Below are 25,828 nucleotides of genomic sequence, written 5' to 3'. Positions count from 1 at the left end.
ACATTAAGAACTTTAAGCTATTATATGTCTGAAAATTACGAAAGTCAACATGAAAAACAGCTTGGGTTTTTAAATTTTATTTAGTCCATTTATTTACCTCAATTCAAATAAATTACCTGTAACACGGACAACTTTGATTTTCAAAACTAACTATGTATAATTAAAAATATGGAAACGAATAAACTTATAACAAATAAAAATGGTAAAGACGGCACTACAGTTCAAGCTGTAGATAGAGCTTTGCTCCTACTAAAGCTTATAGGAGAAAACAGCTCACCTATTTCAGTAAAGGATTTGTCCCTCAAAAGCGGTCTAAATAGGACAACTGTTTGGCGGTTAATTGGAAGTTTAGAAAATGAAGGTTTTGTTGAAAAAGACACCGCAACGAATAGCTATCAACTTGGATTTACATTCTATCGATTAGCTTCTCAAAATAATCCATATAGTTCGTTAATTCGCAGAGCTAGAAGTACATTAGAGGCATTAAGGGAAAAGGTAGGTGAAACAGTATTATTAAGCGTTCCAATGCACAACGGTATTTTAACAATTGACCAAATCGATACGAACCACAGTGTAAGATTAGTCGATTATACAAATACTGTTACACCATTGCATTGCACCTCTAATGGAAAAGTATTATTAAGCATACTTTCTAAAAAAGAACTCGATCAGTTTTTAGAAAAAGAGCTTATTGCAACATCGAAATATACCATTACAGATCCTAAACTATTGCAAGAAGAGCTTCAATGGATACGTTCCCATCATGTGGGATTATCAATTGGTGAATACGATGAAAATGAAAATGCTATTTCTGTACCTATATTTGATAATAGAAAGAACCTAGTAGCATTTTTAACGTTAGGTGGTCCTAGCTTTAGACTTTCAAAAGATGATTTATTAAAACTTAAGGATACGTTATTAGATGCAGCAAAGGATATTGAAAGACAGTTAACATAATTTATCTGGTAAACAAGACAAAGCCAAACTTGCGGCATTGTCTTTTTTTAATGAATTATTGTCGAATTTTCAATTAATAAAGAGAATAATGCAATGTAAGAGAAAAATTCGCATTGAATTCGCTTACAAAAAGCAATTGACAACATATTCACCATAGACATATAATTTACGTATTCGCATAACGACCATATGGTTCATATTACGAACTTTATTTAAGAACAATTTCCTCTACTACAAATTTAATCATATTACTTCAAACAAAAATATGTTTACTAAAGGGCGATGGGAGGAATTTGATATGAGTAGTAACACAATGACAATGGATAACTCGCTAAAGATCAAGCTAGATGATGCACCACTTAATAAGTTTCATATTAAAATCGCAGGCTTAACATTTGGAGCACATTTCACTGATGGATATATTTTAGGGATTGTAGGCTTTGCACTTACATTACTTACTCCACAAATGGGTTTGTCTTCATTCTGGGTGGGGTTGATTGGGAGTTCCGCCTTAATAGGCTTATTTTTAGGCAGCTTGATTTTGGGCTGGATTTCTGATTATATTGGTAGACAAAAAATATTCGTTCTCAGTTTTACGATTATAACAGTTGCTTCTATTCTTCAATTTTTTGCTGATTCACCAACTGAATTAGTTATTTACAGGATATTAATCGGGATAGGTCTCGGCGGAGATTATAGTGTGGGACATACTATGCTTGCTGAATTTTCGCCTCGTAAACATCGCGGGGTTTTACTTGGGTCATTTAGTGTGATATGGACAATTGGATATGTTGTAGCCAATATTGTCGGAATTTTCGCAACAGATGCTTCTCCTGATGCATGGAAATGGATGTTAGCCTCTTCTGCCATTCCAGCATTTATTATTTTAATTATCCGCATGGGCACACCAGAATCGCCAAGATGGCTGGTAAGCAAAGGCCGAAATGAAGAAGCTCTTCAAATTGTACAAAAATATATAGGACCAAACATTATTTTGGATGATGAAGTAGCGAAAGCTAAGAAAAGTAGCTTTGCATCTTTATTCCATAAGGATATGATTAAGCGTACAGCCTTTAACAGTATTTTCTTCGTATGTTTAGTAATGCCTTATTTTGCCATTTACACATTTTTACCAATCATCCTAGATGAAATTGGCTTAAGAGCAGATCATACTACGGATTTCTTATTAAATGGTCTTCTAATTATAGGAGCATTATTAGGGATTTGGTTTACTATTAAGTATTCTAGACGTGGTTTCTTAATTTCTTCCTTCATTGTATTGGTTATTTCTTTAGGTCTTTTAAGTGTATTACCAAGTAATCTAACAGTTCTTATGATTATCGCTTTCTCTGTATTTACATTGATTTTATCGGCCGTGAGTAATCTAGTAGGTGTCTTCCCTGCTGAAAGTTTCCCGACAGACATTCGTTCCTCAGGGGTAGGCTTTGCTACAGCCATTAGTCGGTTAGGTTCTGCTGCTAGTACGTTCTTACTTCCAATGAGTATGGCTAACCTTGGTGTACAAAATACGATGCTTTGTTTAACAGGTATTTTAGTCATCGGTACTCTTGTGTCGATTGCTTGGGCTCCAGAAACTAAAGCACTATCTTTAAGCGATGCTAGTAATGTTTCTGAATAAATAATATTAAAAATGCCATCTACTTTTATAGTAGATGGCATTTTGTTGATTATAGAAATCCTTTAAGCTTCCCCATGCATTGGGTCTTCCTTATGCTTTGGCCCAATCATGTTGAATAAAATATTCAGGATAATCGCTGTGACAGAACCACAGACGATACCGTTAGAAGTTAGAAGAGATACACTTTCTGGCAGCGATTCGAAAATTCCCGGAACAACCGATACACCGACACCAAGACTCACTGCAACAGCAGCAATCATGGCATTTTCCGCTGATTCGTTCATAACAGGTACTAGCATACCCATACCTTGTGTAATGACCATACCGAACATCGCTAGCATTGCCGCACCAAGTACTGGTGTTGGAATGATTGTTGTTAATGCTGCGATTTTTGGTAGGAAGCCAAGTGCTACTAGTAATCCACCTGTGATGTAAATGACTTTACGGTCTTTTACGCCTGACATACGTGTAAGTCCTACGTTTTGTGAGAATGTTGTGTATGGGAAAGCATTGAAAATACCACCAATAACCGAAGCAAGACCTTCTGAACGATACCCACGAGCTAAATCTTTTGAGTCTAGCTTTTTATTGCAAATATCACTTAGCGCAAAATAGACTCCTGTTGATTCTACTAAAGAAACCATTCCTACGAGTGTCATTGTAATAATCGCGGTAGCATCGAATGTTGGCATACCAAAGTAGAATGGTTGAACCATGTGTAACGCGTCTGCATCTGAAACTGGGCTAAAATCAACTTTACCCATGAATGCACCTAAGATTGTCCCAGTAACTAGTCCAATTAAAATGGAGATTGCGCGGACGAACCCTGTAGAAAAACGATAAACTACTAAAATAATAACGAGTGTAATAAACGCTAAAGCTATATTCGAGCCAGATGCGAAATCTTTTGCACCTAGTCCACCCGCCATATTGTTTAAAGCTACTGGTAATAAAGAGATACCGATAATCGACACTACCGAACCTGTCACAACAGGCGGGAAGAATTTTACTAGCTTTCCGAAGAAGCCGGCAATAATCATAATGATTACACCTGATGCAATAATTGAACCATAAATATCAGTAATACCTTGCTCAGGATTTGTACCGATTGCAATTATTGGACTTACTGCTGTAAATGTACAACCTAGGACAACTGGCAAACCAATACCGATAAATTTACCATAATACACTTGTAAAAGTGTTGCGATCCCACACATCATAATGTCAATCGCCACTAAATACGTCATTTGTGTTGAATCAAAGCCGATTGCCCCACCGATAATCAATGGCACTAAAATGGCTCCTGCATACATCGCAAGTAAATGTTGAATCGCTAGCGCAGTCGATTTAAAGGCATTCATTACGCATTAGCCTCCGCAGCAAATGTAACTTTGCCATCCTCAAGAGATTCTACAATTGCTAATGATTCCACGCGAATCCCTTGCTGGCGTAATAATTTCCCACCATCTTGGAAACCTTTTTCAATAACAATGCCGACGCCCACCACATTTGCACCAGCTTGTGCTGCAATATCGAGCAAGCCTTTGACAGCTTCTCCATTAGCTAAGAAGTCGTCAACAATTAGGACGTTATCATCCTCATTTAAGAAATTTCGTGATACTGAAATATCATTTGTTTCATTTTTTGTGAAAGAATGTACTTTTGCAGAAAAAAGATTATCTGATAATGTTAAAGATTTACGTTTACGTGCAAATACTACAGGTGCCCCGATTTCAAGCCCTAGCATAACAGATGGTGCGATACCTGAAGATTCAATCGTTACTATTTTTGTAATAATTTGATCCGAGAAACGGTTGGCAAACTCATGACCAATTTCCTTCATTAGCATTGGGTCAATTTGATGATTTAAAAATGAATCTACTTTTAATACAGATGAAGATAAAACTTTACCTTCTTGCATAATTTTATCGTGCAATAACTTCATTTCCTTTATTTCCCTCTTTCTTAATTTAATAAAAAACGCTGAATACCTTGATCCATTCATCTACGAGTGGAGCAAAGCATTCAGCGTAAAAACGTCGAAACAAATAGAAAACGTCATCATCTTATATGAGATCTTCTAAAGCATTGCTACCCATAGTCGATTTATTTACGGTAAATCGGTAGAAACTTGCGAGCCATATTCTCGCTATTATATGAGTGAAACAGTATGAAGCTGTAATATATACCAATTATTCAAATCAGCACTTCATTCGGCAATGTTGCTATATGACTCACTGAATATAGATTGATTTTTCGGAATTTACTGGTATTTCAATAAATTTTAATTGTAAACGTTCGTGTTTTACAACCAACGTACTGATTATATCAGACAATTTTCCAGCAGGCTAGTCATTATTTTGTTAAATGGAAAGGCACTGTCATAATGACGACATTTTTGTTAAATAACAGCGTAGCGCGAATTAATAGACTCGATTGATTGTGTAACATATGATGCCATCCTTTTTTCGGTATAAATTGTGGGATAACAACTGTTACTCGATGTCCTGTTTTCACACATTGATGTTCAACCTTATTAATAAATTTCATCAACGGCTGTGTAATACTTCGATATGGTGAATAGTATGTTACAAGCCGTACATCTGGCTGCCAAGCTTTCCATTTCTCTTCAAAAGCTTTTGCGTCATCTTGATCGAAGGCTACGTAAAAGGCAATAATTTTGTCGACCTTTAATGAATGTGCGTAATGCAAAGTGTTTTCAACTACTTGCGTAATACCAGCCACAGGGACTATGAAAACATTCCCCTCAATAATAGGTAGCTCCTCATTATTTAATCTTAACTGCTCACCAACTGCTTGATAATGTTTTTTAATTCGATGAAACATCAAAATAATCATTGGTAAAAAGATAAACACTGGCCATACTTGAGGTAATTTCGTCACAAAAAACATCATGGCAACAATAAAGGAAATAACCGCTCCAATCGTATTTATTGCAAATTTTGCAACCCAACCTTTTGGCTTTTCACGCCACCATTTTCGCATCATTCCGGCCTGCGCTAACGTAAACGGAATAAAAACGCCAACTGCATAAAGTGGAATTAAATGTTCTGTTGCCCCATCAAATAAAATGATTAAGACAATGGCAGCTAAACCAAGCATCAAGATTCCATTTGAATAACCGAGACGATCCCCACGGATTTGGAACATTCTTGGGATAAAACGGTCCTTCGATAAATTGACTGCTAGTAAAGGAAAGGCTGAATAACCTGTATTTGCAGCGAGTACTAAAATCATTGCTGTTGTACCCTGCACTATATAGTAAAAGAAATTGCGTCCTACACTTGCCTCCGCAATTTGCGAAACAACTGTTTCTTCTGCATTTGGAGCAATTCCATAAAAATAAGCTAGACTCACAATACCGATAAATAGTACCGCTAAAATACCGCCCATCGCAAGTAACGTTTTAGACGCATTTTTTGGTCCTGGATCTTTAAAATTAGGAATAGCATTTGAAATGGCTTCTACACCAGTCAAAGCTGAGCTTCCTGATGCAAATGCCTTTAATAATATAAAAAGACTAATTCCTGCAACGGGTGTACCAACCTTTGGACTCAACTCTGCTGGAACTTGCCCTGTTGCTACATTATAAATCCCCACTCCAATTAATATCAGCATGACAGCTACAAACAAATATACTGGATACGCTAATATGGATGCAGATTCTGTAACACCACGTAGATTTAAAAGCGTTAAACATATAACAAAAAATACAGCGATTATCACGTTATAGGGATGTAGACTCGGAAATGCCGAAGTAATCGCATCTGTCCCCGCCGAAACACTTACCGCAACTGTTAAAATGTAATCGACAAGCAATGAACCACCAGCGACGAGACCGGCATTGACACCTAAATTTTCCCGAGATACTACGTATGCACCACCACCATGTGGATAAGCAAAAATAACTTGACGATACGAAAAAATAAGTGCTGCCAGTAACACAACTACGCCAGCAGCAATCGGTAGAGAATACCAAAAGGCAACAGTACTTACTGTCATGAGCACAATTAAAATTTGCTCAGGTCCATACGCTACTGATGACAAAGCATCTGATGACAGTATGGCAAGTGCCTTTCTTTTATTAAGCTTTTGCTCCCCTAATGTATCGGATCTCAACGGTTTTCCGATAACATAACGTTTGAATGAGGATTTCATATACAACACCTTCTAATTTCATGGGATGTATTTCGCATTTCTAAATCGATTACACCTTCGCATAATCGGTTTCTATGTTGTCCACTGGGGCTTATTTTCATTTTTGAATGAAGATAAAAAAAACGTCTACAAGTCATCACTAAATACGACTTGTAGACGCTCATTCGTCTGCCAAGCTCCAACTTTTCTGCTCTTAACGCTTACGAGGTTAGCTGTCGGATTCGGGCCTGAGTAGCCCTACCCTTCAAAAATGAAGAGATTCACCCCAAGGATTATTGTTAAACAATCCGTAAAAACTGGGTCCCCCGCGTTCAGTTGCTTCAGCGATTTAGAAATTTGAAACCTTTATAATGATGTCATATTACGCTCGTATTAAAAAAAAGTAAAGAAGAAAATTTTTTATTATTATAAGTGAAAAGCATAGATATTCTCTCAAGTAGTATGTAATTACTCGCAGAACTAAAAAAGCTATCTTAAAAGTATTGTCCCACTTTTAAGATAGCTTATGCACTTTAGTCCTCAATATCTTGTTCAAAGCCTATAATTTCACCTGTAGATGAATCAACCTCAACTTCGTATTCATGCTGTCCGTTTCTGATTTCGATTTCGTAAATCCCATCATCAAGCTTAATTTTAGTCACTGTACCTTTTGCCTTTGTTAAGGCCTTTTCAATAGCCTGCTCTTTTGTGATTTTAGTTGTTGTAGTGGAAGCAGTCATCTTGTCATACATATCATCTTGATCTCGACGTTCCTTCTTTTGCTTTAGTAGCTCACCTGTATAGGCGTCAAATTTTAAGTCATACTCTTCAGTATCAGTGTACACCTCAACCTCATAAACTGTGCGATAGACATCCTGGTCAAACTCAATATCAACTACCGTACCATCGACAACTGCTAATGCCTTTTTCTCAATTTCCTGCATTGTTAATACCTTTTTTTCTTGCGCATTACCTGTTAATAATGTTGTTGAGCCAATAGCAGCTCCAACGCCAAGTATACCGACCAACGCTGGGATTAAAATCATTTTTTTCATCTTCATCTGTTCATCTCTCCTTTGTTTTATCCCGCATACAACTGGCTGGAAGACCCTCAAGTCAAGCAGCTGAGGTAAACCAAACAGTTAAGCGGGGTTGTACTTTATCTATTCTTAGCTTATCAAGCGAAGATGATAGGACAATAAGAGAAACATTAGAATTTCATGAGAATCACTTAATGATCTTCATCCCATGTAACGGACATCACCTTTCCAGATATTGCATGTATTTGGAAAACAGCTTCTTCATTCTTAGCTTCAATTTCAACTAAATAAAAGCCACCATCCTCTGTTTCCTTATAATCAACAGAATCTACCTCACCATTTAGTTGTTGGAGAGCAATCTTCATTGCCTGCTCTTTAGAAATAACATTGACAATTTCTGGTTGTTCAACTGGCTGAACATCTTTTTTAGACAAAACATCACCTGTATAAGCATCGAGTGTGAGATCCCTTTGTTGACCCTCTTTTTCAACACGTACGGTGTAAATGTTATCTGCTAACACGACACTCTCAATATCCCCATAGTCTTTCTCAACCATATGTCGTATTTGCTCTTCTGTTAACGGTAATTTACTTTCCACTTCCTTCAATTTTAAATCTGTAGTTTGCTGTGTAGTTGCATCTAGCATCACCATATAAGTTGCACCATCTCGTGTAAATAGCATTTCATACTCGTTTCCTTGATTTTTAGCCTTTGTTACATGACCATTGTAGATCGTTTCAATATGATGAATTGCCTGTTCTTTACTAAGAGGCTCAATATGAAAGAAGCGATACTGAACAAACCATAGCGTTCCACTACAGAGAAGGATGATGGCACCAATGATCAATAGCCATTTTTTCATTGTTGCCCCTCCTTTGGTACACGTAGGGTAAAGCTTGAGCCCTCGCCAATTGTACTTTCAACATCAATCGTAATACCAAGCTGCCCTGCAAGTTCATGGGCAATAGCGAGCCCTAAGCCTGAGCCTCCAGTTTTACGGTTACGGTCCTCCGCCACACGATAAAAACGCTCAAATAAATGGGGAATATGTTCAGCTGGAATCCCAACCCCAAAATCTTGAATAGTAATGAGAACATACTCAGAAATGTCTGTAGCCTGTATGTGGACTTCTCTCTCACTATATTTCCGAGCATTATCAAGTAAAATAAAGAGCAACTGTTTCAACATTTTTTCATCGCTATAAATATGGTTTGGCATTTCAGCATCGACGATGAAGCCGCGATGATAAGCCTGTTGCATTTGCGTGGCCACCTTATTTAAGAATGGAGCAAGCTCTAACTGAACAAAATGTATGTCAAGATGCTCCTTGTTTTTGGCTAACTCCAGCAATTGCAACACCATTTCATGCATGCGCGATGATTCATTCACAATGGCTTGTAGCGATTCCTGCGCTACCTCCTTATTGTCAAAGCCTCTGCGCAATAGTAATTTTGCATAGCTTTCAATCACAGTAATAGGCGTTTTTAATTCATGGGAAGCATTTGACACAAATTGCTGTTGCTTTTGATAATGCTGTTCAAGCTTCTCCATCATTATGTTAAAAGTACGATTTATATTTGTTAACTCATCCCGGCCTTTGTCGGGAATATCAATTTTTTCGTACTTTCCAGTAGTTGCACTTTTTAACATCGTTTTATTTAAGCGTTCAAGTGGCAATAGAATAAGGCGACCAAGTGCTAAACTCGCTAAAAATATAGGAATTGTTGCAACAATTGAAACAACCACCAATATCGCTTTCAGCAGACCTAATGTGCTTGCCACTTCCTCCATTGACTGCTTTAATTTTATTTGCACAACTGTTCCGTCTATCCAAATTGCTGGCATAGTGAAGCTAATGTATGGGACATCAGGCATCTCCAGTGTAGCCTGAACCTTCATGATTACGTGCTGCTCATCATAAATATACACTGCCCCATCTGTTGGCATATAAGCTCTTAAAACTTGCTGTAAGTTAGTTTGTTCATTTAACTGACTCAATGTAGAACTTAGCTCATTTGCTCGTGCTTGGAGCTGTTTATATTCGGTATTATAAGCAAACTTTTCATACAAAAAATAAATTCCACTATTCGTTGCTACTAACATAACAAGCATTAATAAAGTCGTTAGCAAATGAATTTTTGTTTTAAGTCTCATGTTTGTGCTCCTTCAGCACATAGCCAACACCACGCACCGTTTGGATAATGGGTGTATCATTAGCAGCTTCAAGCTTTTGTCGAACATAACGAATATAAACATCCACAACGTTCGTATCCCCATAATAGTCATACCCCCATACAGCCTCTAAAATTTGCTCACGCGATAATACCTGTTTTGGGTGTTTCAATAAATATAAAAGAAGATCGTATTCACGAGGTGTCAATTGAACCCCTTCCCCATAATAAACAACCTCTCGTGTTTGCTCATTAATGGATAATTGCTCAAATGTCGGTTGAACTTGTTGGTGGTTACTTCTTTGAGAAAATCTTAAAGCATTTCGAATGCGAGCAAGTAATTCTTCAATATCAAACGGCTTTGTTACATAATCATTCGCACCAAGATCCAGACCCTTTACCTTATCTTCAACCTCACTCTTTGCAGTCAGCATAATTACTGGCGTCTGTGATTCTGTTGCACGAATACGCTTTAGTACATCAATCCCGCTCATCTCAGGGAGCATAACATCCAATAAGATTAAATCCCATTGCTGCTCACGGTATTTAAGCAAACCATCTGTGCCTGTATGTACTGTGTCAGCCTTATAACCCTCAAATTGAAGCTCTAACTGTAGGACCCTTGCAATATTCTCTTCATCCTCTATTATTAAAATTCGCTTGGTCATGCCGAATCAATCCTCATCATTTTCTTCTCATCGTAAACGATACAAGGGGTGAAAGTCTAATTAGAAAATGATGAGAATAAAACATATGCTTCTACCTCCAAAACGAACCTACTCATTAAGGGAACAGCAGGCATTATCTCAACAAAATTTTCTTAACTTAAAATTTCTGATAGTCTTGGTTTCGTGCATATTTTAACTACATAAAGTGAAACTGTAATCAGTGGGGTTTTCTTTATCCCCACTGGATAGAGGAACACAAGCTAAAACCTTCACATCCTGTGAAAACGCTTGTGTAATCAACATCCTGTTGCCCCTAACCAATCGAACTTTTACCCGCAGTTAATGCAGGATAAATATTGCGTTACAAAAAATAGGCAAAAATCTTCACATTTTTTTGCTCAAGTTATAAAATAGTAATATAATATTTTCCTATAGGAAACTTTATTTCTTCTACGATACTTTTTGAAATGAGGGAACAACATGGTTTACAAACGAATAACAAAACCGTCTGCTGAGGCGGTTTTAGACGGAGATATAACAGGCTGGCGACGAATTTTACCGTTTCTTGGTCCAGCCTTTATCGCAGCAGTTGCCTATATTGATCCAGGCAACTTTGCGACAAACATAACAGCTGGATCACAATATGGGTATTTACTTCTTTGGGTAATTGTCTTTTCCAATTTGATGGCGGTGTTAATTCAATCTTTGTCAGCAAAGCTTGGTATTGCGACTGGTAAAAATTTGCCGGAGGTAGCACGAGAGCATTTTTCAAAAAAAACATCTATATTTTTATGGATACAGGCCGAATTGGTGATTATCGCAACAGATCTTGCAGAATTTATTGGGGCAGCACTAGGGCTGTACTTGTTATTTAATATTCCAATGTTACCTGCAGCACTTATTACAGCAGTCGGTTCATTTGCCATTTTAGAATTACAACGCAGAGGCTTTAGAGCATTTGAAGCAGGTATTTCGGGCATGGTGCTAATTGTCGTACTAGCCTTTGCATTCCAAACGTTTTTAGCACAGCCAAATTGGGGCGAAGTGACAATTGGGATGTTCACGCCGCAATTTGAAGGAGTAGATTCCCTGTTACTCGCAACAGGAATATTAGGAGCAACGGTTATGCCGCATGCTATTTATTTACATTCTTCATTAACACAAAGTCGTATTGTTGGACGTAATGACAATGAAAAAAGACGTATTTTCCGTTTTGAGTTTATTGATATTGTGATTGCGATGATTATTGCTGGTGCCATCAATATGAGTATGCTAATTATTGCAGCAGCAGTATTCCATACACAAGGTATAGTGGTGGAGGATCTAGATGTCGCTTATAACGGTTTAAAAGAAGCGCTCGGTCCAATGGCAGCAGTATCCTTTGGTCTTGGACTTCTCATCGCAGGTCTTGCAAGCTCTTCCGTTGGTACACTAGCAGGTGACGTTGTGATGCAAGGCTTCATCCGAAGAAAAATACCGCTTTATTTGCGCAGAGCTATTACAATGTTACCTCCACTAGTTATCATTGCATCTGGAGTTAACGCTACCTATGCCCTTGTTCTAAGTCAAGTTGTTCTATCCTTTGGTATTGCATTTGCCCTTATACCACTTGTTATGTTTACAAGTAAACGGGACATTATGGGAAGCCTAGTCAACCATCGTATTACAACATTTTTAGGCTGGTGTATAGTCGTACTTGTTGTAGCTTTAAATATATATTTAATATGGGAAACGATATTTGGTTAGAAAAAATGCCAGGCACTCATTTTGAATGCCTGGCATCTTTTTTTTCTAAAAAACCCCTTTAAATATCTACCTTTTCAATATTTCGAATCGCTAAATAGGCAACGCTGATTCCAATCATTGCTAATGTTATTGGAACGAAGATAATATCATTCAATGAAAAGTTTCCTGTATTCGAGGAAACGACCGATACAATGAGTATTGATGATAAAATTGTTGTTGGAATGGAGTATTTTCTCATACCAAAATACAATGGAATCAATGCCATGCCTGATGCTGCCACTGCATTCATTAATACAAATGGAATATGTTGCATGATTATAGTAGTCGTTAATGTATCCGGGATTAATTTAAAACTTTCTGTAATAACACAAAAAATCGTCGTTACTAAAGCATTTGATAAGATAATTGCACTAAAGGTAAAAAGAATAACAATGGCTAGTTTTGAAGCAATTAATTTTTTTCTATTTATTGGATACATAAATGCCAAAGTGATCGTTTTATATTTGTATTCTCCAATAATAAGTTTAGCGATTAAAACAGATGCAAAAATGATAAATACTGCTCTTACCATTGAATCTATAAAGGTTAGTGCCGTCTGATAATTTTCAAGACCTGGATCTTCTTCTATTTTAGTGATAAATAAAAGCATAAACATGACACCTAATATCACAAAATTTGCGAAGATAGCTCGTTTTACATAGGAACCTAAATGATATTTTTTCATTTCCAGACGCATTAAATTAAGCATTAACGACACCTCCATTGATTAACTTCAAGAAATAATCCTCTAATGAGCTTGTTTTTTTGCTAATGCCCTCAATTTCAATATCATGCTCAATCAATGTTTTAGTTAGCACCTTTTGGGAAGCTGTTGATTCATAAATTCGAATAGAGTTGTCGTCCATTAGCTTGAAATTAGTAATATGTAATTCCTTTTCTATAATAAAGGCTGCTTTTTTTCCATCGTTAACAATCACTTCAATATAATCTGCCTGACTATGATTGACAGCGTCCATTGAGACTTCATTGATTAATCTTCCATTCTTAATAACGCCAATGGTATCAGCCATTTGTTCAATTTCACCCAAAATGTGACTAGAAATAATAATTGTAATTCCATACTCTTTGCAAAGCATCTTGAATAGCTCTCGAAGTTCTTTAATTCCAACAGGATCTAGTCCATTAATCGGCTCATCCAAAATAAGTAATTCCGGCTTAGTAATAATCGCACGCGCGATACCCAACCGCTGTTTCATCCCAAGAGAAAAGTCTTTTACACGTTTCTTCTCCGTGTTTGTCAGTTTCACTAGATCTAGGACATGAGCAATTTCTTTCTTGTCATAATAGCCCATATATTCGCAATGTAATTCTAAGGTTTCCTTTGCTGTTAAATTTTCATAGAAAATCGGATATTCAATAATCGTACCTAGCCTTTTCAGCACTTCATAGGATTGATCAGTTAGTTTTTCACCAAAGATTTCAATGTCTCCACTCGTTGGCTTCGTAAGATTTGTCAGCATTTTCATGACTGTGGTTTTTCCGGCCCCGTTAGGACCTAAAAAGCCATAAATTTCTCCCTTTTTCACATGCATATTGACGGAAGAAACCGCTTCTTTTCCCTCATACACCTTTGTAAGCTGATTTGTTTTCACAATATATGTCATGTAGATCTCTCCCTTAAATTTAGCTAACCTTATTATAAAAAATAAAACTCTCTAATTTATTACTTGATTCTTACAAATTTCTTAAGCACAAAAGAAAAGCTTGTAAAGCAATTAAAATGCAATACAAGCATGACTGTTCAGTACATTATTCGTTTTAAAGAAACCGTAAAAATGGTTTTCTCATATGGAATACTTGAGAGCTGTATAGAGCCATCCATTAATTCTACAAGACGTTTTGTAATGGTTAAGCCAAGACCACTACCTTGGAAGGATTTATTTCTGGAATCCTCAAGCGTATACATTCTCTCAAAAACATTATCAATATGATATTCGTCAATTCCTTTACCACGATCCCATACATCAATAAAGATGTTAGTATCATCATTTCTTACTGAAAGTCCGATTACGTTTCCAGCTGCCCCATAGGCTATAGCATTAGACAGTAAATTGTTCAGAACCCTATCTAATGCCTCCTCATTTCCGAGTGCATTCAAGGATATCTCTGGTATGGCAATATCAATTTCTAGCCCCATAGAGGTGACCATATCGTAAAATGATAAAATGTTTTTACGGCAAATTTCACTGACATTGATTTTAGTCATTGGATAATCTGTATCTCCCGCTTCCAATTTTGCCAAGTCAAAAAATGTATGGATTATTTTTAATACTTCCAATGTTTTCGAATGAACACCAGTAAGCAATCGTTGCCGCTCCTCTTCACAAATTGAGTTCTTAAGCTGCAGCATTTCAGTATAACCTAGTACAACTGTTAAAGGTGTTTTAAGATCATGCGAAATATTCGCCAACATCTTTTTCATAGAGCTTTCCATTTTTCGATGTGTTGCTAGTACTTTTTGATTGTGATCCAGCAAGGCATTCATCGCAATAAGTAGTTGCTGTATTTCTTGATTAGCTGTCGATACTAAAATCTTCTCGCTCGATTGTTCATCTACGATTGCTTGCAGTTTTTGATGCATGTATTGAATAGTAGCGTCTTGTTGTTTTTTTGCTCTCACCTGAAAAATTATAATACCTAGGAGCAATACAATTATAAATAGTAGAAATATAATCATCTGTTTATCCTTCAAATTTATAACCAATTCCCCAAAGCGTTTTAATATATTGAGGGTTGGATGGATCGTCTTCAATTTTTTCGCGTAATCTTCTTATATGTACATTAATAATATTTTCATCCCCATAGTAAGCATCATTCCAAATTAGTTGATAAATTTGCTGCTTTGTAAAAACGCGATTACGATTTGTCACGAATAATTTTAAGATGGCAAATTCCTTTGACGTGAGCTTTACTTGTTGTCCATTCTTCTCAGCTGAAAAATTAACAAGGTCGATTGATAAGTTGTCTATCTCTACTATATCTTTCTTCTCCTCTACTTGACTGGAGTATTTTGTAGCTCTTCGAATTGCGGCTTTGACACGTGCTGAAAATTCCAGCATAGAGAATGGCTTGGCGATATAATCATCTGCCCCTAATCCTAATCCCAACGCTTTATCAACATCACTATCCTTGGCTGACATAATGATAATTGGAAGTGATGCTTGCTCTCTTATAATCTTTAAAACTTCTAATCCATTAAGTTTCGGTATCATAATATCCAAGATCACTAAATCATAGGGATTGTTTAAACAATTTTGTAATGCCTCTTCCCCATTTACTACAGAGGTAACAAGGAACCCCTCCATTGTTAAATAGCTTTCTACCATTTCACGAATGGCTTCGTCATCTTCTACTAGTAAAATATGCTTCTGCACTTTCATGCACCTCTTCCTAACATAAAGCGTCTATCCTCTATCGCTGATCCCCAAGGAGTCACCAAGCCTCCACTCCAATCAACTTATATACATGGCATACGTTTTAACAAATGTCATTCCTAAAATTTGGTGATGATTCATTTCTATAACAGTCTACCATATTAAGGTTAGACACCAAAACCGAGGTCAATCGAGGAAAAAAAAACTGCCTTGCAAGTCATTTTCTATGACTCACAGGGCAGTTTTATTTTATTGTTCTACTCTTAAATCACATTCCTCTAGTGGAAGCACTTTTGTTTTATGCTTGATTTTATAGCCAAGCCATAACAGTAAGAACAGTGGAATACCAATATATGAAACAAATACTCCGTACCAATCAACTTTGTCACCCATAAAGGCTGTGTAATTTTGACCGATCACAACAATCATACAAACTGTAAAGGCAAATAGTGGACCGAATGGGAATAGCTTTGCTCTATATGGCAACAATTTCGGATCCAAGCCTTGTGCCTCGAACGCTCGACGGAAACGATAATGGCTATATGCAATTCCTAGCCAGGCAATGAAGCCAGACATCCCAGAGGCATTTAGAAGCCACATATAGACTACACCGTCACCAAAGAATGAAGCTAAAAATGCTAGAGAGCCTACAGATAATGTCGCCAATAATGCGTAAATTGGAATACCTCGACGGCTTAGTTTAGTGAAAATTTTTGGTGCATGACCATCTACTGCTAATTGCCACAGCATACGAGAAGAAGCATAGAGCCCTGAATTCCCTGCTGACAGCATAGCCGTTAAAATCACGGCATTCATCATTGACGCTGCAAAGGCAATTCCTAAACGGTCAAATACTAGTGTAAATGGTGATACAGCGATATCCTCAGACAACAAACGTTCATCTGTAAATGGAATCAGCATCCCAATTGCAGCAATCGCTAAAATATAGAATAAAAGAATTCGCCAGAAAACAGACTTAACAGCTTTCGGAATATTTTTACCAGGGTCATCCGTTTCCCCTGCCGTTATTCCTAGTAGCTCTGTCCCCTGGAACGAGAATCCCGCAGCTAAGAAAATACCAAATGTAGCAAGGAAACCACCGTGGAACGGTCCATCACTAATAAAGAAATTCGTAAAGCCTACAGGAGCTTGTCCACCTAAAATACCAAAAATCATTAAGAAACTGACGATAATAAAGATGATTACAGTGACAACCTTGATCATTGCAAACCAATATTCACTTTCACCATAGCTTTTTACCGATAGTAGATTGAACGTTAAAACGATAGCGATAAATAAAGCAGTCCAAAGTGCTGATGAGCTATCCGGGAACCAATATTTCATTATTAACGATACAGCAGAAATTTCTGCCGCAATTGTAATTGCCCAGTTGTACCAGTAGTTCCAGCCAAGTGCAAAACCTAAAGCCGGATCTACAAATTTTGTAGCATACGTACTAAATGAGCCCGATGATGGCATATAAGCCGCCATTTCGCCTAAGCTCGTCATTAAAAAGTACACCATAATACCAATTAATGCATAGGCGAGAAGTGCTCCGCCAGGGCCTGCTTGCGCAATGGCACCACCACTAGCTAAAAACAACCCTGTACCGATTGTACCGCCTAATGAAATCATAGTAATATGACGGCTTTTTAATTCTTTTTTCAGCTTCGGCGCTTTATTGCCGAGCTGATTCACTTTTATTTCACTCACGATCTAGCTTCCTTCCTTCTTTAAAGAGGCAAAAAAAATGCCATCACATGAACGCAGTGATGGCTAAGTTAATCCTCAGTTCTTTCAAAAACGATAGCTCAACACGTTGTTCCAAACGTGACAGTTCTGTTCCTTTCGGAGACAGCCCCAGCATGAGATTTTCAAGTCCCCTCACACTTCGGCGATATTTCCTTTCCACTAACATCTCTAATGCTTGTCATTTCCATTAGTATACTCTTAAATACCGCGACCTCTACCTCAATACAAACTTGAGGCATATAATTATTAAATTTATGATGTGTATTAGTTTAACATACGACCTTTGACATTTCAATAACTCGATTAATGTTCCGTTTTTTTTGAATTTTCCATCACTTTAAATAATTTAATACAATGGCATAGTAGTTCGATTATAATTGTTCTAACAGGAGGGATTTATTTGACTACTGATGAACATTCGACTACTTATCCTAGCAGGAAAATCAGCTGGAGAGGAACAACCTTATTACTAGTTATCGGCGTAATTTGTATTGCCTCGACATTACGAATGCCACTAACAGTTGTTGGGCCTATTATTTCCTTTATCCGTGAAGATCTCAGCATATCCAATGTACTCGCGGGCTTTCTAACAACAATCCCATTGCTAGCATTCGCAATCATATCACCATTTGCCCCTAATGTCGCACGTAAATTGGGGCTAGAATTAACATTATTTTTATCCACTATTCTTTTAGCATTAGGAATTATACTACGCTCCCTTGGCACAACTACTTTACTCGTGTTTGGTACTGTGCTAATTGGTATCGCTATTGCATTCGGTAACGTACTTATTCCAGGATTGCTTAAATTGAAGTTTCCCTATCACATAGGTTTACTTATGGCATTTTTCACAATGTCGATGAATTTGACAGCTGGGCTTGGTGCTGGCATTAGCTATCCTATCGCCAATTCATCACTTGGCTGGCAAGGTGCACTGGCCATCTCGCTTGTACTTGTGGTATTAACCATTTTAATTTGGATTCCACAGTTGAAATTTAATAAGCCTGAGTCTACTTTTAAGATTACAAAAGAACGTACACCTTTATGGAAATCACCTGTTACTTGGGCTGTAACAGGTGCTATGGGGTTACAGTCATTATTATTCTATACAACTGCTGCCTGGATTCCTGAAATATACATAGCACAAGGCTTAGCCGCAGATCGTGCCGGCTGGATGTTCTCCATCATGCAATTTTCACAAGTCCCGATGGCTTTAGCTATACCTATTATCGCTAGTAAAATGACGTCTCAACGCCCCCTTGTATTCATGTTTACGTCATTTTACATAGTTGGCTTTATTGGATTAGTAATGGAATGGACAAGCCTCGCAATACTGTGGATGGTGCTACTAGGCTTAGCAGGGGGTGCTTCATTCGCATTAGCAATGATGTTCTTTACACTACGTACCCGTACCGCTTTTGAAGCAGCTGATTTATCAGGCTTTGCACAATCCTTAGGATATTTATTCGCCGCAATCGGTCCAATCCTATTCGGATACTTGCATGATTTATTCGGTGGCTGGAACATCGTAGGCTGGCTCTTTGTTGTCGTAGTATTGATACTTTCCTTATGTTCTTTTAGGGCTTCTAAAAATGAATATGTGAGTTAAAAAAGGCGGCTCATGTGCCGCCTTTTTTCGATTAATAATGTGGTTTCTGATAAAAATAGTTCGGTGTATTGTACACATTAACATATGGCTTATGGAAAATATGAGTTGTTGCTGGAGATAACGGTGGGATCAACCACGTCCAATTCCCTGTAACTTCACGCCCTGCTGTAGTTTCCGCCTCTTCGAACAATTTAAACTGTTGAGATGCAGTATGATGATCTACAATGCTCACACCATCTTCTTTAAATGAATGTAATACCGCAATATTGAGCTCAACTAATGCACGATCACGCCATAGAGAAGCCTGTTTTGTTGTATCGAGGTTAAAAATTTCTGCTATAGCGGGCAGCATATTATAACGCTCATGATCAGCTAAATTACGTGCCCCGATTTCAGTGCCCATATACCATCCATTGAATGGAGCCGCCTGAAAATCGATACCTGCCATTTGGAAGCGCATGCTCGAAATCATTGGCACTGCATACCATTTTAATCCTAGATCCTCGACTTGAGGAGCTTCAGGATGACGAATCGGAACCTCAAGTACATATTCATCAGGGATTGTAAACATTTGCGGCTCTCTTCCATCCACCTGCACAACAAGTGGAAGCACATCAAATGCTGTTTTCTCACCTTTCCAGCCAAGTGATTCACAAATTTTTGTAAACTCAACGGAATGTCGATCACCAATGATTCCAGATTCCGTTTCATAGCCCGCATAACGGATTAGCTGGTGATTCCATATACGCACTCGCCCTGGTGCAAAAACGGTTATTGTTGGACGAATTTTCCCGTCATTTGTTGCATATTGTATATGCTCAAGCAAAGCAGTGAACACGGCCTCTTCCTTTAAAATATCACGGGCATCTATAACATGCAGTGATTGCCAAAACAAACGGCCAATACACTTATTACTATTACGCCATGCCACTCGTGCGCCAAAGGTTAATTCCTCCGTTGTCGGTATATATTCTCCTGCTGTTTTAATCTGCTGTAATTTATTTTCTAGCCATGTTTTAGACTCATTTTGTTCTACTTGATAAAGTTCTAAAAACCGCTGTATCTCATGTAAATTCATGTCGAACTCCTCCATCTACCCTCATATTAGAGGAATAGAACTATAATCACCACGAAAATATCTTCTGGAAAACATACATATTTCATATATGAAATACTTTGTTCAAATTTATAGACGGTCTTCATGTGATTTCATCAGATACCAAAAGTGTAGCTTATGCAAGTGAACTTTTTTTATTTTTTAGTGGATGAATGTCGCGAATCCTGTTAACAAATATTCATACTATAGATTTTAGAGAGGAGGGGAATTATTATGTCTCAAGACTATGGTAATGGTTATGGATCTGGGTCTGGGTCTGGTTCATCATTTGCTCTAATCGTTGTTCTATTCATTCTTCTGATTATTGTCGGAGCTAGCTTTATGTCAAAATGTTATTAATACCCGATAACACCTCTAATGCTCATAACGATTAGGATAATACAAACTTATCCTTTACACCTTCAAATTCATAAGGGTCACAACCTCCGCGTGACCCCTTTAATTTTTCTTCTTTCTAAGAATTCATCCCTCTATAAACCCACAAAGTATATTCGGCACATCCACTAACTTTGCGAGCATAATAAAAAGCACCACTTATGAAATGCCTAAAAATCCACCTTTTAGTTTTCTAACCTACCCTATTATTTGAAATACTTTGTTCAAATTTGCTAATCATTTCTCCAAATATAGTATCTCAATCTAACTATACATATGATAAAAGATTTTTTCTTAATAACTAAAATTTTATGTTTAATTAAATATAAATTTGCACATCCTCTTAATAGTTTCAAAACTTATTGAGGAGGAGATTTGAGGTGAATGATTTCGAGAATACTAACATCTCCCATGATTTTATTCAAAAAGGACTACTAAACACAAAACTATCTAAAAATATTACTACTATAAAAGAAGCTTTCGGAAACAGTAGTGACCTTATTATACGGGAAACATTAATAGGGAAATTAAAGGAACATTCAATCGCCATTATTCACACGGATGGTTTAGCTGATAAAACCGTAATTTCTGACTTTATCGTAGAGCCTCTCTTATCTGATTTAATGGAGACTTCCGAAACAACAATCAATGAATTAAATCAACATTTAAAGAATTACTGTTTAACAGTTGGACATGTTAACGATATTGTTGATTTTACTGCTTTGTTTAGTGCCATTTTAAATGGAGACACCGTTATATTACTAGATGGTCTGGCAAAAGGGATTGCTACAAGTACAAAAAGTTCGAAGGATAGAGCAGTAACAGAACCTTCAACAGAATCTGTCATTAGAGGCCCTCGGGAATCATTTACAGAGACTTTGAGAACTAATACCGCTTTAATTCGACGTAAAATTAAAAGCCCAAACCTTTGGATAAAATCTAGGATTATTGGTGAAGTTACTCAAACAGATGTTGCCGTTATGTATATAAATGGAATTGCAAACGAAAAAATTGTACAAGAAGTTTTTGAACGATTGGATCGAATTGATATTGATGGCATTTTAGAAAGTGGCTATATTGAAGCGCTAATTCAAGACCCAAAATTCTCGCTATTTCCTACTGTTTATAATTCGGAACGTCCAGATGTCATTGCAGGAGAATTATTAGAAGGTAAAATTGCTATTTTAGTAGATGGTACTCCCTTTGTTTTAATTGTACCTGCATTATTTACATCCTTCATGCAATCTGCAGAGGATTATTATCAACATTCATTTATCAGCTCATTTATTCGTATCATTAGGTTTTTAGGGATTAGTCTTGCCTTAGTTGCTCCTTCTCTCTACATTTCCCTTACGACTTTTCACCACGAAATGATACCCACATCTTTGCTCATCAATATTTATTCACAGCGAGAAGGTGTGCCATTTCCTGCGTTTGTAGAGGCTCTAATTATGGAGATTGCATTTGAAGTACTTAGGGAGGCAGGGCTTCGTATGCCAAGAATGATAGGGCCTGCAATATCGATTGTAGGAACATTGATTATTGGACAAGCCGCTGTACAAGCAGGTATCGTTTCAGCGTCAATGGTTATAATTGTAGCATTAACAGCGATATGTAGCTTCCTTTTTCCTGCATATGGATTATCTAATTCCATACGGATTTTACGCTTTCCTTTAATGGGATTAGCAGCAATGTTCGGGTTATTTGGAGTGTTTATAGGAATGATGTTTCTTATTATGCATTTATGTAGTTTACGTTCCTTTGGTGTACCTTATATGAGCCCTTTTGCACCAATAATTCCAAAGGATCAAAAAGATGCACTAATAGTTTTTCCACGCCGATCTTTGTTAACTCGTCCGCGATTAATTAGCCAAACTAATAATGTTAGAGGACATAAGCAATTAGAAAATAAGAAACGACCTGCTCATTAACTATTAAAAAACTACTGTCAAGGTCAATGTGAAAACTCAAGGTTTAGAGACTATGCAGAACGCACAATTAAAGGAGTAATCTATATGGCTATGGTGTTAGTAATATTAATTATTACAGCTTGTATTATTTTTTTTGAGTTGCCAAATTTAAAAAAAGGAGATACTAAAACCATTTGGACATTTTCCCTTTTGCTAACGATCGGTGTAGTCTTAAATATTGCTATAAGTTTAAAAGCAATACAATTTAGTCCGCTGGATATAATTATGTATATTTTCCATCCAGTTAGTGATTTTTTAAAAACAACGTTATTAAAAAAATAATCTTAAGAAAGGGGGAATATTATGGAAAAGCAATTGATAAGTTCACGTCAATTCACAATCATTGTAATTCTCTTTACCGTAGGGACAAGCATTTTAATTATTCCTGCAAGTATCGCAACTGAAGTAAAACAAGATGCTTGGATTGTAGCCATTATAGGTACCTTATTAAGTATACCTATCCTAACACTGTTTATGGCTTTAGTAAAAAAGATGCCCACTCTATCCTTTGTAGAGATTACAGAAAAAATATTGGGGAGTTTTTTAGGGAAAATTGTTACCATTGGATTTGTCATTTTAACGTTGTTATCATCTGGCGAGCTACTATATTTTATTGGAAATTTTCTTCAGACAGAGGTAATGCCAGAGACGCCACCAGTTGTATTTTCAATATTATTTAACCTTATTATACTTTTTGCAGCTTATTCAGGATTAGAAGTTTTTGCGCGTACATTAGAAATACTATTCCCTGCTTTTCTGTTCATATTTATTATTTTTGTGTTATTTATAACCCCTGAAATAGAGATTAAAAATGTACAACCAATTTTAGAAGTTTCAGCACAACCTCTTATATATAGCATTTTACACTTTATGGGTCTATTTTCTTTTCCATTAGTCGTTATATTAATGGTTTTTCCATCAGCTATCAATAACTATACATCTGGTAAGAAAGGGTTTTATATTGGCACATTAATAGGAGGATTAATTTTAACAATTATTATAGCATTATCAATTTTAGTATTGGGGGTAACAAATACATCTCTTAGAACCTTCCCTAGTTACACGCTAGCGCAAAGAATTTCGATTGGTAATTTCCTGCAACGTATTGAAGTTATTATGGCTTTTATTTGGATGGTTACAATATTCGTCAGAGCCTTCATGTATTTTTACGCAACGGTAAAGGGGTTAGGAGAAATACTTAAAATTAATGATCACAGACGATTAATTCTCCCACTTGGGATGATTACAGTTGCACTTTCTCAAATAGTACATCCAAATAACATGCATTCTAGCAAATATAATCAAGAAACTTGGCCCTTATATATTGGAATATTTGCCCTTTTTCTTCCTTTGTTATTACTTATTGTCGCGAAAATGAGAAACATTAAGAACCCTGAAAATGGAAAATCAAAAAATGAAGATGCCGGAACAACCTAGACCGTACACTCAATATTAATCCAACTAATACATTGAGTGTGCAGTTTTGCATTTTAATCCCAGCTCAGCCTCTTTTACATACAAAAACTATGACAATCATAAAAAAAAAAAAAAAAGCATGTTGCACAAATGTGCAACATGCTTGATGACCCCTACGGGATTCGAACCCGTGTTACCGCCGTGAAAGGGCGGTGTCTTAACCACTTGACCAAGGGGCCGTGGCTCCGAAGGCAGGACTCGAACCTGCGACAACCTGATTAACAGTCAGGTGCTACTACCAACTGAGCTACTTCGGAATAATGGTGGGCCTAAATGGACTCGAACCATCGACCTCACGCTTATCAGGCGTGCGCTCTAACCAGCTGAGCTATAGGCCCATTATTTGGAGCGGGTGATGAGAATCGAACTCACGACATCAGCTTGGAAGGCTGAGGTTTTACCATTAAACTACACCCGCAAATATGGTGGGTCAGGACGGAATCGAACCGCCGACACTTAGAGCTTCAATCTAATGCTCTACCAACTGAGCTACTGACCCGGAAATGGAGGAGGTAGAGGGATTCGAACCCCCGCGCGGTGTTACCCGCCTGTCGGTTTTCAAGACCGATCCCTTCAGCCAGACTTGGGTATACCTCCAAAATATTTAGAAATGGTGGAGCCTAGCGGGATCGAACCGCTGACCTCCTGCGTGCAAGGCAGGCGCTCTCCCAGCTGAGCTAAGGCCCCAAAAATTAAGTAAAACTGGTCGGAATGACAGGATTCGAACCTACGACCCCTTGGTCCCAAACCAAGTGCTCTACCAAGCTGAGCTACATTCCGTTACTTTTTTTGGCGCGCCCGACAGGAGTCGAACCCATAACCTTCTGATCCGTAGTCAGACGCTCTATCCAATTGAGCTACGGGCGCATAATTTTGTATAAAAACTTGATGAGCCATGAAGGACTCGAACCTTCGACCCTCTGATTAAAAGTCAGATGCTCTACCAACTGAGCTAATGGCTCAAACTAAGAAATAAATGGCTGGGGTACTAGGATTCGAACCTAGGCATGACGGAATCAAAATCCGTTGCCTTACCGCTTGGCTATACCCCAATTATTTAAATGGGGCGACTGATGGGAATCGAACCCACGAATGCCGGAACCACAATCCGGTGCGTTAACCACTTCGCCACAATCGCCACTATATGTAATCACAGCAGTTCTTGATAACGAGTACCTCGAAACCTGGCAGGGGCAGTAGGAATCGAACCCACACCAAAGGTTTTGGAGACCTCTATTCTACCGTTGAACTATGCCCCTATTATATTAAAACTGGTGGAGGGGGACGGATTCGAACCGCCGAACCCTAAGGAGCGGATTTACAGTCCGCCGCGTTTAGCCACTTCGCTACCCCTCCAAGGGATGGTGCCGGCGATAGGAGTCGAACCCACGACCTACTGATTACAAGTCAGTTGCTCTACCAACTGAGCTACACCGGCAAAAAAAAAATGGCGGTCCCGACCGGGATCGAACCGGCGATCTCCTGCGTGACAGGCAGGCATGTTAACCGCTACACCACGGGACCATAATGGTGGAGGATGACGGGCTCGAACCGCCGACCCCCTGCTTGTAAGGCAGGTGCTCTCCCAGCTGAGCTAATCCTCCACGAAAAAACAAGCGAAGCGACGTCCTACTCTCACAGGGGGAAGCCCCCAACTACCATCGGCGCTAAAGAGCTTAACTTCCGTGTTCGGTATGGGAACGGGTGTGACCTCT

At 37.8% G+C, this 25,828-nt stretch carries 21 protein-coding genes, 17 tRNA genes, 1 rRNA gene and 3 riboswitches; of the genes, 8 read left to right on the top strand and 31 right to left on the bottom strand.

Going from position 1 to position 25,828, the window contains the following annotated elements:
- Positions 1–168: 168 nt before the first annotated feature.
- Positions 169–957, top strand: coding sequence for an IclR family transcriptional regulator (locus ACVWXS_RS14615; protein WP_456958733.1), 789 nt, complete (start codon positions 169–171; stop codon positions 955–957).
- A gap of 298 nt (positions 958–1,255) precedes the next feature.
- On the top strand, positions 1,256–2,596 hold the full coding sequence (locus tag ACVWXS_RS14610) for an MFS transporter (protein ID WP_456958731.1): 1,341 nt from the start codon (positions 1,256–1,258) through the stop codon (positions 2,594–2,596).
- Positions 2,597–2,658: 62 nt separating this feature from the next.
- Here the strand turns inward: ACVWXS_RS14610 and ACVWXS_RS14605 are convergent, their stop codons facing one another.
- From ACVWXS_RS14605 to ACVWXS_RS14575, 7 genes are all read right to left on the bottom strand, one after another.
- Positions 2,659–3,957 (bottom strand): nucleobase:cation symporter-2 family protein, encoded by a 1,299-nt coding sequence (locus ACVWXS_RS14605; protein ID WP_456958729.1) that lies wholly within the window; start codon positions 3,955–3,957, stop codon positions 2,659–2,661.
- Complete coding sequence (locus ACVWXS_RS14600) at positions 3,957–4,541, bottom strand: xanthine phosphoribosyltransferase (protein ID WP_456958728.1); 585 nt, start codon at positions 4,539–4,541, stop codon at positions 3,957–3,959. The genes ACVWXS_RS14605 and ACVWXS_RS14600 overlap by 1 nt, the downstream gene beginning before the upstream one ends.
- 133 nt (positions 4,542–4,674) lie before the next feature.
- A riboswitch (purine riboswitch) is annotated at positions 4,675–4,776 on the bottom strand.
- Positions 4,777–4,951: 175 nt separating this feature from the next.
- A complete protein-coding gene (locus ACVWXS_RS14595) occupies positions 4,952–6,775 on the bottom strand; it encodes an APC family permease (protein ID WP_456958727.1) in 1,824 nt (607 codons plus the stop codon).
- A gap of 183 nt (positions 6,776–6,958) precedes the next feature.
- Positions 6,959–7,111, bottom strand: a riboswitch (cyclic di-AMP (ydaO/yuaA leader).
- A gap of 176 nt (positions 7,112–7,287) precedes the next feature.
- Entirely contained in the window at positions 7,288–7,815 is a 528-nt protein-coding gene (locus ACVWXS_RS14590; RefSeq protein ID WP_456958726.1) for a PepSY domain-containing protein, read from the bottom strand.
- Positions 7,816–7,985: 170 nt separating this feature from the next.
- Positions 7,986–8,657 carry a PepSY domain-containing protein gene (locus ACVWXS_RS14585; RefSeq protein WP_456958725.1) on the bottom strand — a complete coding sequence of 224 codons (672 nt, stop codon included), beginning with the start codon at positions 8,655–8,657 and terminating at the stop codon, positions 7,986–7,988.
- Positions 8,654–9,949 carry a HAMP domain-containing sensor histidine kinase gene (locus tag ACVWXS_RS14580; RefSeq protein ID WP_456958723.1) on the bottom strand — a complete coding sequence of 432 codons (1,296 nt, stop codon included), beginning with the start codon at positions 9,947–9,949 and terminating at the stop codon, positions 8,654–8,656. The genes ACVWXS_RS14585 and ACVWXS_RS14580 overlap by 4 nt, the downstream gene beginning before the upstream one ends.
- Complete coding sequence (locus ACVWXS_RS14575) at positions 9,939–10,634, bottom strand: response regulator transcription factor (protein WP_423491940.1); 696 nt, start codon at positions 10,632–10,634, stop codon at positions 9,939–9,941. Before ACVWXS_RS14575 ends, ACVWXS_RS14580 begins: the two co-directional genes overlap by 11 nt.
- 480 nt (positions 10,635–11,114) lie before the next feature.
- Between ACVWXS_RS14575 and ACVWXS_RS14570 the strand changes: the two genes are divergently transcribed.
- Positions 11,115–12,380 carry an Nramp family divalent metal transporter gene (locus ACVWXS_RS14570; RefSeq protein ID WP_423491941.1) on the top strand — a complete coding sequence of 422 codons (1,266 nt, stop codon included), beginning with the start codon at positions 11,115–11,117 and terminating at the stop codon, positions 12,378–12,380.
- Positions 12,381–12,438: 58 nt separating this feature from the next.
- On the opposite strand, the gene ACVWXS_RS14565 is transcribed toward ACVWXS_RS14570, so the two are convergent.
- The 5 genes from ACVWXS_RS14565 to ACVWXS_RS14545 form a co-directional block, all read right to left on the bottom strand.
- A complete protein-coding gene (locus ACVWXS_RS14565) occupies positions 12,439–13,128 on the bottom strand; it encodes an ABC transporter permease (protein ID WP_423491942.1) in 690 nt (229 codons plus the stop codon).
- Positions 13,121–14,044, bottom strand: coding sequence for an ABC transporter ATP-binding protein (locus tag ACVWXS_RS14560; RefSeq protein WP_456958720.1), 924 nt, complete (start codon positions 14,042–14,044; stop codon positions 13,121–13,123). The genes ACVWXS_RS14565 and ACVWXS_RS14560 overlap by 8 nt, the downstream gene beginning before the upstream one ends.
- A 137-nt stretch (positions 14,045–14,181) precedes the next feature.
- The gene (locus tag ACVWXS_RS14555; RefSeq protein ID WP_456958719.1) at positions 14,182–15,117 is read right to left on the bottom strand and encodes a sensor histidine kinase; all 936 of its coding nucleotides are present in this window, start codon (positions 15,115–15,117) and stop codon (positions 14,182–14,184) included.
- Between the two features lie 4 nt (positions 15,118–15,121).
- Positions 15,122–15,814 (bottom strand): response regulator transcription factor, encoded by a 693-nt coding sequence (locus tag ACVWXS_RS14550; protein ID WP_368638413.1) that lies wholly within the window; start codon positions 15,812–15,814, stop codon positions 15,122–15,124.
- A gap of 249 nt (positions 15,815–16,063) precedes the next feature.
- On the bottom strand, positions 16,064–17,527 hold the full coding sequence (locus ACVWXS_RS14545; protein WP_456958718.1) for an amino acid permease: 1,464 nt from the start codon (positions 17,525–17,527) through the stop codon (positions 16,064–16,066).
- Between the two features lie 86 nt (positions 17,528–17,613).
- Positions 17,614–17,791, bottom strand: a riboswitch (Lysine riboswitch).
- A gap of 175 nt (positions 17,792–17,966) precedes the next feature.
- Between ACVWXS_RS14545 and ACVWXS_RS14540 the strand changes: the two genes are divergently transcribed.
- Positions 17,967–19,175, top strand: a complete 1,209-nt coding sequence (locus ACVWXS_RS14540; protein ID WP_456958716.1) for a CynX/NimT family MFS transporter — start codon at positions 17,967–17,969, stop codon at positions 19,173–19,175.
- 31 nt (positions 19,176–19,206) lie between these two features.
- On the opposite strand, the gene ACVWXS_RS14535 is transcribed toward ACVWXS_RS14540, so the two are convergent.
- Positions 19,207–20,253 (bottom strand): nitric oxide synthase oxygenase, encoded by a 1,047-nt coding sequence (locus ACVWXS_RS14535; RefSeq protein ID WP_456958715.1) that lies wholly within the window; start codon positions 20,251–20,253, stop codon positions 19,207–19,209.
- Between the two features lie 252 nt (positions 20,254–20,505).
- Between ACVWXS_RS14535 and ACVWXS_RS14530 the strand changes: the two genes are divergently transcribed.
- The 4 genes from ACVWXS_RS14530 (at position 20,506) to ACVWXS_RS14515 (ending at position 24,074) form a co-directional block, all read left to right on the top strand.
- The gene (locus ACVWXS_RS14530) at positions 20,506–20,631 is read left to right on the top strand and encodes a YjcZ family sporulation protein (RefSeq protein ID WP_374964159.1); all 126 of its coding nucleotides are present in this window, start codon (positions 20,506–20,508) and stop codon (positions 20,629–20,631) included.
- A gap of 416 nt (positions 20,632–21,047) precedes the next feature.
- Positions 21,048–22,598 (top strand): spore germination protein, encoded by a 1,551-nt coding sequence (locus ACVWXS_RS14525; RefSeq protein WP_456958714.1) that lies wholly within the window; start codon positions 21,048–21,050, stop codon positions 22,596–22,598.
- A gap of 84 nt (positions 22,599–22,682) precedes the next feature.
- Complete coding sequence (locus ACVWXS_RS14520; RefSeq protein ID WP_456958713.1) at positions 22,683–22,919, top strand: hypothetical protein; 237 nt, start codon at positions 22,683–22,685, stop codon at positions 22,917–22,919.
- A 21-nt stretch (positions 22,920–22,940) separates the two neighbouring features.
- Entirely contained in the window at positions 22,941–24,074 is a 1,134-nt protein-coding gene (locus tag ACVWXS_RS14515; protein ID WP_456958712.1) for a GerAB/ArcD/ProY family transporter, read from the top strand.
- Positions 24,075–24,220: 146 nt separating this feature from the next.
- Here the strand turns inward: ACVWXS_RS14515 and ACVWXS_RS14510 are convergent.
- The 18 genes from ACVWXS_RS14510 to rrf all read right to left on the bottom strand — a co-directional run.
- Positions 24,221–24,292 (bottom strand) — tRNA-Glu (locus tag ACVWXS_RS14510).
- A gap of 1 nt (position 24,293) precedes the next feature.
- Positions 24,294–24,370, bottom strand: a tRNA-Asn gene (locus tag ACVWXS_RS14505).
- 4 nt (positions 24,371–24,374) lie between these two features.
- Positions 24,375–24,451: transfer RNA gene (locus ACVWXS_RS14500), tRNA-Ile, on the bottom strand.
- A 6-nt stretch (positions 24,452–24,457) separates the two neighbouring features.
- A tRNA-Gly gene (locus ACVWXS_RS14495) sits at positions 24,458–24,531 on the bottom strand.
- 5 nt (positions 24,532–24,536) lie between these two features.
- Positions 24,537–24,612, bottom strand: a tRNA-Phe gene (locus ACVWXS_RS14490).
- A gap of 5 nt (positions 24,613–24,617) precedes the next feature.
- A tRNA-Ser gene (locus ACVWXS_RS14485) sits at positions 24,618–24,710 on the bottom strand.
- 14 nt (positions 24,711–24,724) lie between these two features.
- Positions 24,725–24,800: transfer RNA gene (locus ACVWXS_RS14480), tRNA-Ala, on the bottom strand.
- 16 nt (positions 24,801–24,816) lie between these two features.
- Positions 24,817–24,893, bottom strand: a tRNA-Pro gene (locus ACVWXS_RS14475).
- Between the two features lie 10 nt (positions 24,894–24,903).
- Positions 24,904–24,980, bottom strand: a tRNA-Arg gene (locus ACVWXS_RS14470).
- Between the two features lie 22 nt (positions 24,981–25,002).
- Positions 25,003–25,075, bottom strand: a tRNA-Lys gene (locus tag ACVWXS_RS14465).
- 15 nt (positions 25,076–25,090) lie between these two features.
- Positions 25,091–25,165: transfer RNA gene (locus tag ACVWXS_RS14460), tRNA-Gln, on the bottom strand.
- A gap of 10 nt (positions 25,166–25,175) precedes the next feature.
- Positions 25,176–25,251 (bottom strand) — tRNA-His (locus ACVWXS_RS14455).
- A gap of 47 nt (positions 25,252–25,298) precedes the next feature.
- A tRNA-Trp gene (locus ACVWXS_RS14450) sits at positions 25,299–25,372 on the bottom strand.
- 13 nt (positions 25,373–25,385) lie between these two features.
- A tRNA-Tyr gene (locus ACVWXS_RS14445) sits at positions 25,386–25,469 on the bottom strand.
- A gap of 6 nt (positions 25,470–25,475) precedes the next feature.
- A tRNA-Thr gene (locus ACVWXS_RS14440) sits at positions 25,476–25,551 on the bottom strand.
- A 10-nt stretch (positions 25,552–25,561) separates the two neighbouring features.
- Positions 25,562–25,637 (bottom strand) — tRNA-Asp (locus ACVWXS_RS14435).
- Positions 25,638–25,641: 4 nt separating this feature from the next.
- Positions 25,642–25,717, bottom strand: a tRNA-Val gene (locus tag ACVWXS_RS14430).
- 12 nt (positions 25,718–25,729) lie between these two features.
- Positions 25,730–25,828, bottom strand: a 5S ribosomal RNA gene (gene rrf / locus ACVWXS_RS14425); the annotation flags it as partial.

The sequence above is a fragment of the Lysinibacillus sp. TE18511 genome, from assembly GCF_054062295.1.
This window is presented reverse-complemented; position numbering and strand designations above follow the sequence as displayed.